Here is a 15,000-nt window from a genome sequence, read left to right on the forward strand (position 1 = left end):
GCGTCTCACTCTGCCGCCACACGTTCGGGGTTGAGCATCGGTTTCAGGTAGCGCCCGGTGTGGCTGCGCTCGGTTGCGGCCACATCCTCGGGCGTGCCCTGGGCCACGATCATGCCGCCGCCATCGCCGCCCTCGGGGCCGATGTCGATGATCCAGTCGGCGGTTTTGACCACGTCCAGATTGTGTTCGATCACCACCACCGTGTTGCCCTGTTCGACCAGCTCATGCAGCACTTCGAGCAGTTTGCGCACATCCTCGAAATGCAGGCCGGTGGTCGGTTCATCCAGGATATAGAGCGTACGACCGGTCGATCGGCGGCTGAGCTCCTTGCTGAGCTTCACCCGCTGCGCCTCGCCACCCGAGAGCGTCGTGGCCTGCTGGCCGACCTTGATGTAACCCAGGCCGACGCGGGAAAGCGCGTCCATCTTTTCGCGAATCGAGGGCACGGCCTTGAAGAAATCTTGCGCATCTTCCACAGTCATATCAAGGACATCGGCGATGCTCTTGCCCTTGAACTTCACCTCTAGCGTCTCGCGGTTATAGCGCGCGCCCTTGCAGGTTTCGCAGGTGACATAGACATCGGGCAGGAAGTGCATTTCGATCTTGATGACGCCGTCACCTTGGCATGCCTCACACCGGCCGCCCTTGACGTTGAAGCTGAACCGCCCCGGTTTGTAGCCGCGCGCCTTGGCCTCGGGCAGGCCCGCGAACCAGTCGCGGATCGGCGTGAAGGCACCGGTATAGGTGGCGGGGTTACTGCGCGGGGTGCGCCCGATGGGGCGCTGGTCGATGTCGATCACCTTGTCGAGGAATTCTAGCCCCTTGATGGTTTCGCAGGGCGCGGGCGTCTGGCGGGCGCCATTGAGTCGCATGCTGGCAGTCTTGAACAGGGTCTCGATGGTCAGCGTCGACTTGCCCCCACCCGAGACGCCGGTGACACAGACGAACTTTCCCAGCGGGAAATCGGCGGTGACCTCGCGCAGGTTGTTGCCGGTGGCCTTGACCACGGTCAGCTTCTTGCCATTGCCGGGGCGGCGTTCGGCAGGGACTGAAATCTCGCGACTGCCCGACAGGTATTGGCCTGTGACCGAGGCCGGATCTGCGGCGATCTGCGAAGGCGTGCCGTGGCTGACCACGCGGCCGCCATGTACGCCGGCACCGGGGCCGATGTCGAACACGTAATCGGCCTCGCGGATCGCTTCCTCGTCATGTTCGACAACGATCACCGTGTTGCCCTGATCACGCAGGTTCTTGAGTGTGATCAGCAGGCGGTCGTTGTCGCGCTGGTGCAGGCCGATGGAGGGCTCGTCGAGCACATAGAGCACGCCGGTGAGGCCCGAGCCGATCTGGCTGGCCAGGCGGATGCGCTGGCTTTCGCCGCCCGAGAGCGTGCCACTTGAACGGGACAGTGTAAGGTATTCCAATCCCACGTTATTCAGGAAACCCAGCCGCTCGCGGATTTCCTTGAGAATGGCGCGGGCAATCTCGTTTTTCTGGGCGCTCAGCGCGGCGGGCGCGGTGTCGATCCAGGCATAGGCCTCCTTGATCGACATCTGCACCACCTGTCCCACATGCAGGCCGGCGATCTTGACCGCCAGTGCCTCGGGCTTCAGCCGGTAACCGCCGCAAGTGCCGCAGGGACGGTTGTTCTGGTATTGCTCGAACTCTTCACGGATCCAGGCGCTGTCGGTCTCGCGATAGCGGCGTTCCATGTTGGGAATGACGCCTTCGAAACTGCGGGTGACCTGATAGACGCGGCCGCCCTCGTCATAGCGGAACTGGATCTCCTCCTCGCCCGAGCCATAAAGGAAGACCTGCTGCACCTTTTCGGGCAGATCCTTCCAGGGCGTGTTCTTGTCGAACTGGTAATGGCGGGCGATGGCCTCGATGGTTTGCAGGAAATAGGGCGACTTGCCCTTGCGCCAGGGCGCCAGCGCGCCGTCATAGACCTTGAGGCTCTGATCTGGCACCACCAGACGCTCATCAAAGAACAGCTCGACGCCCAGACCGTCGCATTTCGGGCAGGCGCCATAGGGGGCGTTGAACGAGAACAGGCGGGGTTCGATCTCGGGGATGGTGAAACCCGAGACGGGACAGGCGAAATTCTCGGAAAAGGTGATGCGCTCGGGCTCGCCTTCGCTGGGCGCGGTTTCCAGGATGGCGATGCCCGAAGCGAGATCGAGTGCGGTGCGCAGGCTGTCGGCCAGCCGGGTTTCCAGCCCTTCGCGCACGACGATACGGTCCACCACGACGTCGATATCGTGGCGGAACTTCTTGTCGAGCGTGGGCGGTTCGTCCAGCTCGTAGAACTGGCCATCCACCTTGACCCGCTGGAAGCCCTGCTTGCGCAGCTCCAGAAATTCCTTGCGGTACTCGCCCTTGCGGTCGCGCACGATGGGGGCCAGCAGATAGCCGCGCGTGCCCTCCTCCATCGCCATGATCCGGTCGACCATGTCCTGCACCTGCTGCGCCTCGATGGGTTGGCCAGTGGCGGGGCTATAGGGCGTGCCCGCACGCGCGAACAACAGGCGCATATAGTCGTAGATCTCGGTCACCGTACCGACGGTCGAGCGCGGGTTCTTGCTGGTGGTCTTCTGCTCGATGGAAATCGCCGGGGAAAGACCGCTGATATGGTCCACATCCGGCTTTTCCATCATGTCGAGGAACTGACGCGCATAGGCGGAAAGCGATTCCACATAGCGCCGCTGGCCTTCGGCATAAATCGTGTCAAAGGCCAGGCTCGACTTGCCCGAGCCGGAAAGGCCAGTGATCACCACCAGCTGATCGCGCGGTATATCCACGTCGATCCCCTTGAGATTATGCTCGCGCGCGCCGCGTACCTCGATGAACTTCTGCTCAGCCATGAACTGCCCTCGGACCCAATGCGCAACAGATAGGCGATCTGCCGCGAGTCTCCAACCCAATTAACAGAACGTAAAGGGAACAAATCACAAGCGCAACATTTACCCATTGCATTCATGTTTTTGAATGTTAAATTCAGGACATCTCTTCCGGGCGGATTTGCCCATATCCTCAGGCAGGCGACATGTTCTTTTTCAAGAAACCCTCTCGCGTTGGTTTATCCGTGGCCGATGCCGTGCAACAGGCGGCAAACGGCGGTCTTTTGCTGATCGACGTGCGCGAGCATGGTGAGGTTCAGTCCACCGGCAAGGCAAAGGGCGCGCTGCATATACCGCTGATGCGCCTGCGCGACATGGCAGACCGGCGGCACCCGGATTTCCACCCGCTGCTGACCGATGCCGGACCGATCGCGGTCTATTGCGCGTCGGGAGGCCGGTCTGCGCATGCCGAATCCATCCTGCGCGGGCTGGGGTTTGATCCGGTCCACAATATCGGCGGGCTGGGCCACTGGGTTCAGGCGGGCGGCGCGCTGGAACGCGGCTGAGCCATTTCAGGTCTTGCGCGCCAGCGCCCAGGCGCAAATCGGGAAATCCGGGTCGTTGTCCAGCGGGTCAGTCTCGGGGTGGTATTCCGGCGGCCAGGGCGTTTCGAGATTGCGCAGCGCGGCGTGACGGTTGCCCCATTGCTCGGCCCAGATTTCATCCTCGTCGAACCCACATTCGGTGAGAAAGTTTCTGAGCCCGCGTGCCGACCAGCGTGAATTGTCCATGGGGGCTGCGTGAAACGGGATAAAGAATGGAACTGCAAGCCAGAAATGCCCGCCGTGCCGCAGCATTTCCAAAACGTTCAACGTCGCCTCGTAAGGGCGGTCGAGGTGCTCCCAGACCTGGTTAGCCATGATCAGGTCAAAGGACAGGATCTTTCCCGCCTCATCCCGATAGGGACCGGCACAGATATCGTATTCGGGATAGATGAAGCGGCGATAGCTGCGAAAGGTGAATTGCTGGCCCCATTTGCCCGAGACCTCGGCAGCATCCAGCCGGTCGGGGCCGAGATCCTTGATCAAGCGGCGGCTCGACCGCGCCATGACAATCCGGTTCAAACTGGTCACTGCTGCCTCCGTGCTTTGGGCGGCAGGAAAGCAGCCCGTGCGCGGTGCGTCCAGTCGCGCGGGACGCATTTGCGCGCAAATGTGCCAGACAGCGACATTTTCCCCCTTTTCGCGTTTTCCCAACCTCGTAATGTCTGACCATGCTGCGGGATTGCGCGGCGGATTTCGCTTTGAATACGGGGTATTGAATGAAACGGATTGGTTGGGCCGCGCTGGCCTGTTGTCTTCCCTTGAGCCTTGCCGCGCAGGAGCGGCCCTCGGCCATTCTGGTGCTGGACGCGTCGGGGTCGATGTGGGGCCAGATCGAGGGCGAGGCGAAAATCGAGATTGCCCGCCGGGTGGTGGGCGACCTGCTGGCCACCCTGCCAACAGACCAGCCGCTGGGGCTGACGGTTTATGGGCACCGGCGCAACGGCGATTGCGGCGATATCGAAACGCTGGCCCTGCCCGCGCCGGGCAATCGCACGGCGATCGCCGAGGCGGTGGCCGGGCTGAAGCCCAAGGGCAAGACGCCGATGTTGGACGCCGTTCGGCAGGCGGCCGAAACGCTGCGCTATACCGAGGAGAAGGCAACCGTGATCCTGGTCTCGGACGGGGTCGAGACCTGCGACGCCGATCCCTGCGCCACCGCCGCCGCGCTGGAAACGGCGGGGGTCGATTTCACCGCCCATGTGGTCGGGTTCGATATCGACGACCCGCAGGCGCTGGCGCAGATGCAGTGCTTGGCGGATCAGACCGGCGGCACCTTTCGCAGCGCCGCCAATGCCGAGGAACTGGGGGCGGCGCTGACTGCCGCCGCCACGGTAAAGCCCGACCCGGTGCCCGGCCCCGCCCGGCTGCTGTTTGCTGCGACCGAAGCCTATGGCAGCACATTCCGCGCGGTCGAAGTGGTCTGGGAGGTGTTCACCGAAGATGGCGCGCAGGCGATGGATGCGACCCAGGCGATGAGCGGCGAGGCCGAGTTGCCGCCCGGCACCTATCTGGTCCGTGCCCTGCGCCTGTCGGATGAGACGGTGAAGGAGCGCAGGGTCACCCTGAAACCCGGCGGGCGCGAGGGGGTCGAGATCGCCTTTGCCGCCGTCCTGCCCGCCGCCACCCTGTCGGCGCCTGCAAGCGGCACCGCGGGCGGTATGGTCGAGGTCACCTGGACCGGCCCGGACGGCGATGGCGATTATCTGGCCGCCGGTCCGGTGGGCGCCAACGACGCCAGCTACCTGACCTTTGAATATACCGCCAAGGGCAATCCCCTGCCGCTGCGCCTGCCAGTGGAGCCGGGTGAATATGAGATCCGCTATGTGCTGGGCGATGGGATCCAGACGCTGGCCCGCCTGCCGATCACCGTAACCGAGCGCGGCTTTGGCCTGACCGCGCCGGACAGCGCCGCGGCGGGCAGTCTGGTGCAGGTGGAATGGTCTGGCGGCGGCTTTGACGAGGATTTCCTGACCGTGGCGCGTCTGGATGCGGGTGACGGCAATGACTATGTGACCTATGCCTATGTGCGTGACGGCAACCCTACAGGGCTGCGGATGCCATTGGAGCCGGGCCAGTACCAGCTGCGCTATGTGGTGGGTCAGGACAGCTCGGTGGCAGTGAGCCAGCCCGTCACGGTGACCGACCTGAGTGTGACACTGGCGGCGCCCGAGCGGGTGGCGGCGGGCGGCATGGTGGCGGTGACCCATACCGGCCCGGCCTATGACGGCGACTATGTCACCTTTGTCACCCCGGATGCGGGCGTGCTGGATTATCTCGGCTATGCCTATACCAGCGATGGGGCGACGGTGCAGGTACAGGCCCCGGACACGCCGGGGCTTTACGAGCTGCGCTATGTCTCGACCGTCGCGGGCGCCCGTATCCTGGCCCGCCGCCAGGTGGTGGTGGAGTAAGAAAAACCCTCGCCCGGCATTGTCGGGCGAGGGTCAACTCTGCCGCATAAGCGGTTGATATTACATGTGAATGACGCGGCCGTAAGCGTCGAGAACGCTTTCGTGCATCATCTCGCTCAGCGTCGGGTGCGGGAAGACCGTGTGCATCAGGTCTTCCTCGGTGGTCTCCAGCTGGCGGCCCACAACATAGCCCTGGATCATCTCGGTCACCTCGGCGCCGACCATATGGGCGCCCAGCAGCTCGCCCGTCTTGGCGTCGAAGATGGTCTTGACCATGCCTTCGGCCTCGCCGAGCGCGATCGCCTTGCCATTGCCGATGAAGGGGAAGCGGCCGACCTTGATGTCGTAACCCAGTTCCTTGGCCTTGGCCTCGGTAAAACCGACCGATGCCACCTGCGGGTGGCAATAGGTGCAGCCCGCGATGCTTTCGGGCTTGACCGGGTGGGCGTGCTTGCCCGCGATCAGTTCGGCCACCATGACGCCCTCGTGGCTGGCCTTGTGCGCCAGCCAGGGCGCGCCGGCGATATCGCCGATGGCATAAAGCCCCTCGACCCCGGTGCGGCAATAGGCGTCGGTCACCACATGGGTGCGGTCGATCTTGACCCCCAGTGCCTCGAGCCCGAGGTTTTCAACGTTGCCGACGATACCGACGGCGCTGATCACGGTGTCGAATTCCATCTTCTCGACCTTGCCGCCGGTCTCGATATGGGCGGTCACCTTGCCCTTGGCGCGGTCCAGCTGCTTGACCATGGATTTCTCCATGATCTTCATGCCTTGCTTGACAAAGCTCTTCTTGGCAAAAGCGCTGATTTCGGCGTCTTCGACCGGCAGGACGCGATCCATCACCTCGACCACGGTCGTGTCAGAACCCAGCGTGTTGTAGAAGCTGGCGAATTCGATGCCGATGGCACCCGAGCCGATGACCAGCAGTTTTTTGGGCATCCGCACCGGTTGCAGCGCATGCTTGTAGGTCCAGACCAGATCGCCGTCGGCCTCGAGCCCCGGCAATTCGCGCGCGCGCGCACCGGTGGCGAGGATGATGTTCTTGGCGGTCAGCTCCTGGGTGCCATTGTCGGTCTTGACCGAAACCTTGCCCTTGGCCGGGATCGTCGCCGCGCCCATCACCACGTCGATCTTGTTCTTCTTCATCAGGTGGCCGATGCCACCCGAAAGCTGCTTGGCCACCCCGCGCGAGCGTTTCACCACCGCGTCGAGGTCATAGCCGATATTGTCGGCCTTCAGCCCGAATTCCTTGGCGCGCTCCATCAGGTGGAACACTTCGGACGAGCGCAGCAGCGCCTTGGTCGGGATACAACCCCAGTTCAGGCAGATGCCGCCCAGATGCTCGCGCTCGACCACACAGGTCTTGAGCCCCAGCTGCGCCGCGCGGATGGCGGCGACATAGCCCCCCGGTCCGGCACCGATTACGATCACGTCATAGGATTGTGCAGCCATGTTCTTCCCTCGGCCAGACCTGTTTCAAAAACTAGTTTACCATTAAACTATTTTTCAAACGACTTCAACAACAGCGTTCCGCGACAAATTTGACGCAGGGGTACCCAGTGAACCCGTCATGGAGGAGCCTATACGCTTGGGCCCAGTTTCGCTAGAACTGCGTGGTAAGGAACTCGTTCCATTCCCAAGCCGAGGTTTTGACAATGAAGACGCTGAAAGACCTGGTCCTTGCCCTGATCAATGCAACACTGATCCTGGTGGCGCTGTGTCTGTTCCTGGCCTGGCAACTGATGTCCACGGTGGATGGCATCACCGACCGCCTGACCGAGAGCATCCGGATCTTTGCCCCGGTGCGCGACGAGGTTGCGGGCCTAAGGGCCGAGGTATCGGGTTTGCGCGCCGACATCACCGCCATGGGCACACAAGGCGTGCCGATGACACGGGTCGAGGCAAGGCTGGATGCGATGGGAACGCGGCTGGATGACATGCAGGCCCGGATGGACGAACTGGCCGCCCTGCCCGACCGGCTGATCGACACGGCCATTGAAACGGCCGCGGACAAATTCGCCCGCAGCCTGTCTGCCGTCAGGGGGTGTGAACCCGTTTCCTGACCGGATCAGCCCGCGGCGGCCTGCAACCGGCGCACGGTCGCTCCATAGCCGCCATTGTCGACATAGGCGTTTTCCTGATCCGTGCTGTGCCGTTTCAGGGCATGATTGCGATAGGGGAAGCGGCCGAACTGGCGGATCACCTCGCGATGAGCGCGGGCGTGCAGCAGGTTGGATGGCCCGGACGCCGGCATACGCTCGTACATCAGGCGCACACAACGTTCCTGATCGCACAGGTTCTCGGAATGCATCAGCGGAAGATAGAAGAACTGCCGAGCCGGTTCGTCGATCTTCATGTCCCAGCCCTTGTCGACCGCGCATTTGGCCGCCATCAGCGCCGCGCGATCCGTCGCGAATGCCCGGCCAGAGCCGCGGAACATGTTGCGGGGGAACTGGTCGGTGAGGATGATGTAGGCCAGAACACCGCTGGGATAGGTCAGCCACAGCGAGAAGCGGCCGTCGGCTGCCGCCTCCCAGGTGGACAGGAAGTTCGCCCGGATGCGGGCGTCAAGTTCTTCGTCCTGGTTATACCATCCGTCCGGACCAACCTCGTCCAGCCAGAACTTCAGAATGTCTTCGGGACCGACCATGGGTCTATCTCCACCCTCCATTTTTGTCCCCAGGTAACTGGGGATTAAACGATGTTTTACAATTCCGTTACAGTAAAGTTTTGCAACATAACGACATGAAACAAGGGGAAAATGCCGGTTATTGCGACTCCGGCCCGGTTTGATTGGCCTCATGCGCGGCTTCTTGCGCGAGTTCCACGGCCACCGGAGAGGCGGTTGGATACATATAGGCGACGCTGCCGGTTTCCTCGATCGGGGTCGATGCGCGCTGGGTTGCCCGGTAGGCGGCATAGGCAGCGGTCGCGAACATCAGCGCCGCGATGAAGATGAAGAAACCCGGAGGGCCAAACACGCCGTCCGACATCATCCAGCCGGTGGTGACCGGTCCAGCGATAGCGCCCAGACCGTTGATGAACACCAGCCCGCCCGAAGCCGCCGGCATGTCGTCATAGTCGAGATAGTCGTTGGTATAGGCGATCAGCAGCGAATAGAGCGGGTTGGACAGGCCGCCGATGATCAGCGCCGCGAGCAAAAGCAACTCGTACTGCTCGCCCATGATCGCGCCCAGCATCGCGCCACCACCACCGATCAGCGCCACGAACAGGATCAGCACCCGCCGGTCCATCCGGTCGGACAGCCAGCCCAAAGGGTATTGGACAAACAGCGCGCCGACGTAAAAAGTGGCAATGAAGATCGACAGTTGGGTCAAGCTCAGCCCCACTTTGGCGGCATAGACCGCGCTCATCCCGAATTGGGCCGAGAACACGCCGCCAAGCAGAAGCATCCCGACGCAACCGAGCGGCGAGGTCTTCATCAACGCCTTGAGGCTCATCGGTTTGGTGCTGTCAAAGGCCGGGGTCGGAGAAATCGACAGCAGGATCGGCCCGAAGGAGATCGACACCAGGATCGAGGCGATGATGAACGCCTCGTACCCGCCGGGATCGCCCACCTGGATCAGGCCCTGCGCCACGATGATACCGGTCACCTGCACGATCATGTAGAGCGACAGCGCCTTGCCGCGGTTGGAATTGTCGGCGGCGTTGTTCAGCCAGCTTTCGGCGGTGACATAGACGCCCGAGAAACAAAAGCCGATGATGACCCGCCCGAGCATCCAGGCATAGGTGTCGGGCAGCGCGGGATACATGATCATGACCGCAGAAATGAACGAGGCCAGCGCCGCAAAGACACGCACATGCCCGACCCGGCGGATCATCTCGGGCGCCATGCGCGAACCGCCGAGAAAGCCGACGAAATAGGCCGACATGACAAGCGACATCTCGAAGGTCGAGAACCCCTCGATCTCGCCGCGGACGCCCAGCAACGTGCCTTGCAGGCCGTTGCCGACCATCAAAAGGCCGATCCCCAGAAGCAGCGCCCATGCGCTGGAAAGAACCTGAAGCATAAATCGTGACCTTCGATGGAAAGGAGGGAGAGCTGTAAGAGCAAATGGCCGCAGCGGGCCGGGTCTGTCCACGCCAAAAGCGGCGGGGTTAGACCCGATACCGTCTAGCCGGGCAACAACAGGGACGCGTCCCCGTAGGAAAAGAAGCGATACTTGGTTTCGACGGCATGAGCGTAGATGCGGCGGATACGCTCTTGCCCCATCAGCGCCGAGACCAGCATCAGAAGCGTCGATTTGGGCAGATGGAAATTGGTCATCAACCCGTCGCTGACCCGGAACTGGAACCCCGGATAGATGAAAATGTCGGTCTCGCCTTCCCATGGGGCGATGGCGCCGCCGCGCGCGGCGCTTTCGATCAGGCGCAGCGCGGTGGTGCCGACCGGGATCACCCGGCCGCCTGCGGCCTTGGTCGCGGCGATCTCGGCTGCGGCCTCGGGGCTGACACGACCCCATTCGGCATGCATCCTGTGGGTGGTCACGTCCTCGACCTTGACCGGCAGAAAGGTGCCCGCGCCCACATGCAGGGTGACATGGGTGAAGGTTACGCCATGAGCGGCCAGAGCCGCCAGCAAGGGTTCGTCGAAATGCAGCGATGCGGTGGGCGCGGCAACGGCGCCGGAATGGCGGGCCCAGACCGTCTGGTAATCGGTCTTGTCCTGGGCGTCGGCGGGACGTTTGGCGGCGATATAGGGCGGCAGCGGCATGGCGCCCGCCTCGGCCAGGGCGGCGTCGAAATCCTCGCCCGCGAGGTTGAAGCGCAGATAGGCCTGACCATCGGCGATGCGGTCCGCAGTGGCGGACAGGTCAGCGGAAAAGGTGATCACCTCGCCCGGGTGCAGTTTCCGCAGCGGTTTGACCAGCGCGGCCCAGGTGCTGTCGGCCTGAGGCTCCAAAAGCGTGATCTCGATCCGGGCCGAGACCTCGCCCTGCGCGCTTTGCCGGGTGCGGGTGCCGCTGAGGCGCGCGGGAATCACTCTGGTATCGTTCAGCACCAGCCGGTCTCCGGGGCGGAGCCAGTCGGTCAGATCGGACACCACGGAATCGGTGATCGTATCGCCCTCGGCCACCAGCAGCCGTGCGGAGGATCGCGGCCGGGCCGGCCGCGTCGCGATCAGCCCGTCGGGCAGGTCGAAATCGAAATCGCTCAGTTTCATGGCCCGCGCCTATAGAGCGCGCCAGCGGTTTTGGCCACAGGCAATGTGATCAGCGGTCGCCGCCCGGAGCGATTGGGCGCGGTTTCGCCTCTACCGGCGGCGCCGGGGTCTCGCCCGGGGCGACCGGTACCTGCGGCGCCGGCGCGCGGATCACATCGCGCAGAAAACCCGGCGCCAGGCCCGACAGAGGGTTCACAAAGACCTGCGGGTTATCCATCGAGCCGGTGAGGGTGTAGTTGAAGCCGATCAATCCCTCGCCCTTGCGGGTCAGCACGCTGCCGATCCCGTTGACAAGGTAGATCGGGGAGATCGCGCCGCGCAGGTCCAGCGTGTCGCGTTCGGTATCGACGACCCCGTTCATCGACAGGCCGATCGAAGGTCCAACGGCGCTGCCTTCCAGAACGGTGAGGGTCGTCGGGCTGAGCCGCATCCGACCCTCGATCTCGCCGAACAGGATGCCCTGCCCCGACATTTCATCCAGGAGCCCGACAAGGCTCATGGCGTTCAGCAGCGCCGCCATGGCGGGCGCGTCCTTGATCCGGGTACTGCGCACGCGCAGCTGGCCATCGTAGTTGCCCGAGTCGCCGACGGGATCGAGCGACAGTTGAAAGCTGCCGCCGTGGGCCTGGGTGATGATACCGGCAGCCCGGAACACCTGGCCCGCGTCGGCGGATCTGAGGACCATGCCGCTGCGGGCGCCGCGCGCGATCATCTGACCCTCGATATCGGCGGATCCGTTCAGCCTGCCGGTGAAGTTGCCGGACAGCCCGCCCGTTGTCGTGAAGGTGCCGCGCATCCCGGTCAGGGCCAGTGTTTCACTGACTTGCAGGCGATCCAGCGCAACGTTAAGCGCCGGGCCCGTTACGGCCCCGCCCTGGCCCCCACCGGTCGAGCCGAAGGTCGCGCTGCGCAGGTCCATGCGTCCGCCCAGAACCGCGATGTCGGGCGCACGCCCTGCCCGCCCGATCAGGTCCACCGGCACGGCAAGCCAGTCGGCCAGTTCAAAAGTGGTGAACTGTGCCTTGTCGAAACTGCGGTCTTCGCGAAAGCTGACCGTGCCGCGTGCCCGCAGGCGGGCCGCGTCGATCTCCAGCCTGTCGACCTTGCCCCCCGCTCCCAGCGTTGCGCCAATGACCAGCTGGCCGGAAGCCGCTTCGGGCTTGACCCAGCCCAGTTCGGGAAGCGCCAGGCGCACGCCCTGAAGATCCGATTGCGCCTCGAGCCGCAGCGGCTGACCGCCACCGATGCCAAGCGTGAACTGCGCCGATCCGGCCCCGGTCACCATGCCGTCGGGCAGACCCAGTCGCTGTTCACGCACCAGGGCGGGCGAGAGTTCGATGCTGCCGCTCACCTCGCTTCGCGCAGATTCGCCCTGTGCCAGGGGCTGACGCCAGCGCACATGGGCCGGAACCGTGCCGAACAGACCCTCGCCCCGCAATGCGATCTGGTGCTGGTTGCCGGTCAGTTCCAGCTGCTTTGCAGAAACCACTGTCCCCGGCACCAGATCGGTGCTGCGAACCTCGTCAATGATACCGGCAAGGTGGAAGTCCATATCGCCCAGCTTGACCCCGTCGCGCAACGGCAGGGCCAGGGTACCGGCCAGATTGGCCCGTCCCTCGACGATGGTTACCGGCAGATTGGCCTTGTCCATGATGCTGAGCGGCGCACGGTTCAACAGCGACAGCGCCGCTGTCACCGAGCCTTTGGCGGTGATCCTGGCAATGCCCGGCGCCGACTTGCGGATACCGATATCGGGAATGATGAACGAGGTGCCGCTAGCGTCGATGGCGCCGCCTTCTTCCGGCAGGATCTGGCCCGCGTCGGCGGTCACGGCAAAACGGCCGCCCAACAGGCTGGCCTGTCCGCGCGCATTGACCAGCGGCGGCAAAGTCTTGGCAAAGCGGATCTCGGCTTCGGCGAAATCGAAATCGGCATAGAGGTCGGGCGGCGCGCCGGGCCTGAGCCTGAGGGCCAGATCGAGATCGCTGAGTTCGGCTGTCCGCAGGTTCTCGACCACCCATTCACGGGGCTTGGGCGCGGCCCTTTCCGGCCAGTAACCCAACACCTGTGCGGGCGTGATGGCGTCTAGCTGGGCGTCAAGCGCAAGCTGCCAGCCGTCCGGATCAGCCGCCAGATCGCTGCGCACCAGCAAGGTGCGTCCGTCATCGATCACGTTCATCCGGCCCACCTGCACCCGGAACGGATTGAGCCGCATCTGAAAGTCGATCTCGGCCCGATCCAGGTCCAGGGGCGCGTCAAAGACATTTGCCGGATTCACCCGCAGGCCCGACAGGCTGAACTGCGCCACCAGCCGGTCCAGCCGCCCCTGATCGAGCCCATCGAGATAGGCGTCGCCTTCGGCCCTGGCCGCCCCCCAGGCGCTGTCGACCGAGATCTCGGCAAAGGTCAGTTTCTGCGCCGCCGGAAGGTAGGTGAAATAGGTGCGCGCGGTGTTGAAGGGGATCGGCTTGGTATTGGGGTTGGGTTGCACCACACCGGCGCCGATATGCAGGGTCGCCGAGATCGGCGAGAGGCTGCCATCCTCGCCGATGCCGCCGCGCACAGATCCGGAAATCGGCGCATCCAGAACCTGGAGCCAGGCCAGCGCCGGGGCCTGGGCCGCGATGTCCGATGCGGCCACATCGGTCACCGAAACGCCGAAACTGGCGCTCGGCTTGCCCAGGGTCGAGCTGTAGTTCGCCTCAACCCGGCTGGCGTAGGCCCGGCCGCTGAGCACCGAGAACTCGGTCGCCATGCGCATCGCGTCACTGTTGCGCGTGACCAGCACCTGGCCGCCATCGAGCGTCCAGGCCCGGCCCTGTTGCAGATCCTCGTATTCCATGGCCAGCGAGGTCACCTCGATCGAGGTGAGGGCCTGGAGCGCGGGATTGAGGAACACGCCGTCGAGCGTTTCCAGCACCTGCGCCAGTGTCGGGGCCTGTTCGACCGCCGCTTGGCCTCCGCCCAGCGACAGGGTGAAGCGCCCCTCGGCGTCGCGGCGCAGGTTTGCATAGGCGCCGCTGAGCGCGATCCGTTTCGGCTGCACCTGCCCGCGCAGCAGCGGGCGCATGGCGAGGCTCGCCTCGGCATCGCTGAGCCGGGCGATCACGCGGCCTTCGGTGTCCGACAGTTCGACATCGCGCAGGTGCAGACGCGGGCGCCATCCCTTGTTGATGACAAAGGACACGTCGCCGAACCGGACCCGTTTGTTGCCGAGCAGCATGTTCAGCCGCGCTTCGACCCGCGCCTTGACCCAGGGCGGCGGCTGCAAGGTCTGGCCCGGGACCATAAGCGCCGAAAACGCGGCCAGAAACACCAGCAGAAGCGTGCCGCGCATCGCCCAGACAAGCGTGACCCGCCGCTTGCTGCGGCGCGGTTTCTCCGGGGTTTTCCGGCCTGATTTGGGTTCGGTGTCTTTCAACTTTCCTGCCGCGACCTATTATGCGCGCAACATATCCATGAAACCCTTAGCGGAGTTTTCCTATGCCCGACATTTCCGATAACGCCCCCGATTTCACGCTGCCCCGGGACGGCGGCGGCGAGATCAGCCTGTCCGGCCTGCGCGGCGGCGCTGTTGTTGTGTTTTTCTATCCCCGTGACGATACCCCGGGATGCACCAAGGAATCCATCGGCTTTTCCGACCATCTGCAAGCCTTTGCCGAGGCGGGTGCAACGGTGCTGGGCATCTCCAAGGATACCGTCGCCAAGCATGACAAATTCGTGGCCAAACACGGGCTGACCACCACCATGCTGTCGGATGCCGACAGCGACACTTGCGAACGCTATGGCGTGTGGGTCGAAAAGAGCATGTATGGCAAGACCTCGATGGGGATCGAGCGGTCCACCTTCCTGATCGACGCGCAGGGGCGCATCGCCCGGATCTGGCGCAAGGTCAAGGTCGACGGTCATGTGGCCGAGGTTCTGGACGCGGTCAAAGCGCTGTGAGCCTGACGTTG

General features: G+C 63.9%; 11 protein-coding genes. 4 read left to right on the top strand and 7 right to left on the bottom strand.

Going from position 1 to position 15,000, the window contains the following annotated elements:
• Positions 1-5 precede the first annotated feature (5 nt).
• Entirely contained in the window at positions 6-2,864 is a 2,859-nt protein-coding gene (gene uvrA / locus G0P99_RS21660; protein WP_164132572.1) for an excinuclease ABC subunit UvrA, read from the bottom strand.
• 182 nt (positions 2,865-3,046) lie between these two features.
• Between uvrA and G0P99_RS21665 the strand changes: the two genes are divergently transcribed.
• Positions 3,047-3,406, top strand: coding sequence for a rhodanese-like domain-containing protein (locus G0P99_RS21665; RefSeq protein WP_164132573.1), 360 nt, complete (start codon positions 3,047-3,049; stop codon positions 3,404-3,406).
• A 6-nt stretch (positions 3,407-3,412) separates the two neighbouring features.
• On the opposite strand, the gene G0P99_RS21670 is transcribed toward G0P99_RS21665, so the two are convergent.
• Entirely contained in the window at positions 3,413-3,973 is a 561-nt protein-coding gene (locus G0P99_RS21670; RefSeq protein WP_164132574.1) for a methyltransferase domain-containing protein, read from the bottom strand.
• A gap of 188 nt (positions 3,974-4,161) precedes the next feature.
• Between G0P99_RS21670 and G0P99_RS21675 the strand changes: the two genes are divergently transcribed.
• Positions 4,162-5,856 carry a VWA domain-containing protein gene (locus G0P99_RS21675; protein ID WP_164132575.1) on the top strand — a complete coding sequence of 565 codons (1,695 nt, stop codon included), beginning with the start codon at positions 4,162-4,164 and terminating at the stop codon, positions 5,854-5,856.
• 60 nt (positions 5,857-5,916) lie between these two features.
• Here G0P99_RS21675 and lpdA read toward each other — a convergent pair whose 3' ends face one another.
• Complete coding sequence (lpdA, locus tag G0P99_RS21680) at positions 5,917-7,311, bottom strand: dihydrolipoyl dehydrogenase (RefSeq protein ID WP_164132576.1); 1,395 nt, start codon at positions 7,309-7,311, stop codon at positions 5,917-5,919.
• Between the two features lie 203 nt (positions 7,312-7,514).
• Between lpdA and G0P99_RS21685 the strand changes: the two genes are divergently transcribed.
• Positions 7,515-7,922 carry a hypothetical protein gene (locus tag G0P99_RS21685; protein WP_164132577.1) on the top strand — a complete coding sequence of 136 codons (408 nt, stop codon included), beginning with the start codon at positions 7,515-7,517 and terminating at the stop codon, positions 7,920-7,922.
• A 5-nt stretch (positions 7,923-7,927) separates the two neighbouring features.
• On the opposite strand, the gene G0P99_RS21690 is transcribed toward G0P99_RS21685, so the two are convergent.
• The 4 genes from G0P99_RS21690 to G0P99_RS21705 all read right to left on the bottom strand — a co-directional run bounded on the left by G0P99_RS21690 (position 7,928) and on the right by G0P99_RS21705 (position 14,465).
• On the bottom strand, positions 7,928-8,509 hold the full coding sequence (locus G0P99_RS21690; protein ID WP_164132578.1) for a DUF924 family protein: 582 nt from the start codon (positions 8,507-8,509) through the stop codon (positions 7,928-7,930).
• A gap of 118 nt (positions 8,510-8,627) precedes the next feature.
• Positions 8,628-9,890, bottom strand: coding sequence for an MFS transporter (locus G0P99_RS21695; RefSeq protein WP_164132579.1), 1,263 nt, complete (start codon positions 9,888-9,890; stop codon positions 8,628-8,630).
• A gap of 104 nt (positions 9,891-9,994) precedes the next feature.
• Complete coding sequence (queA, locus tag G0P99_RS21700; RefSeq protein ID WP_164132580.1) at positions 9,995-11,044, bottom strand: tRNA preQ1(34) S-adenosylmethionine ribosyltransferase-isomerase QueA; 1,050 nt, start codon at positions 11,042-11,044, stop codon at positions 9,995-9,997.
• A gap of 49 nt (positions 11,045-11,093) precedes the next feature.
• Positions 11,094-14,465 (bottom strand): AsmA-like C-terminal region-containing protein, encoded by a 3,372-nt coding sequence (locus G0P99_RS21705; protein ID WP_239059905.1) that lies wholly within the window; start codon positions 14,463-14,465, stop codon positions 11,094-11,096.
• Between the two features lie 62 nt (positions 14,466-14,527).
• Between G0P99_RS21705 and G0P99_RS21710 the strand changes: the two genes are divergently transcribed.
• Positions 14,528-14,989: a peroxiredoxin gene (locus G0P99_RS21710; RefSeq protein WP_164132581.1), complete on the top strand. Its 462-nt coding sequence runs from the start codon at positions 14,528-14,530 to the stop codon at positions 14,987-14,989.
• Positions 14,990-15,000: the final 11 nt, after the last annotated feature.

Source organism: Ruegeria sp. PrR005, assembly GCF_010500245.1.
In the GTDB taxonomy this organism is placed as follows: domain Bacteria; phylum Pseudomonadota; class Alphaproteobacteria; order Rhodobacterales; family Rhodobacteraceae; genus Ruegeria_B; species Ruegeria_B marisflavi.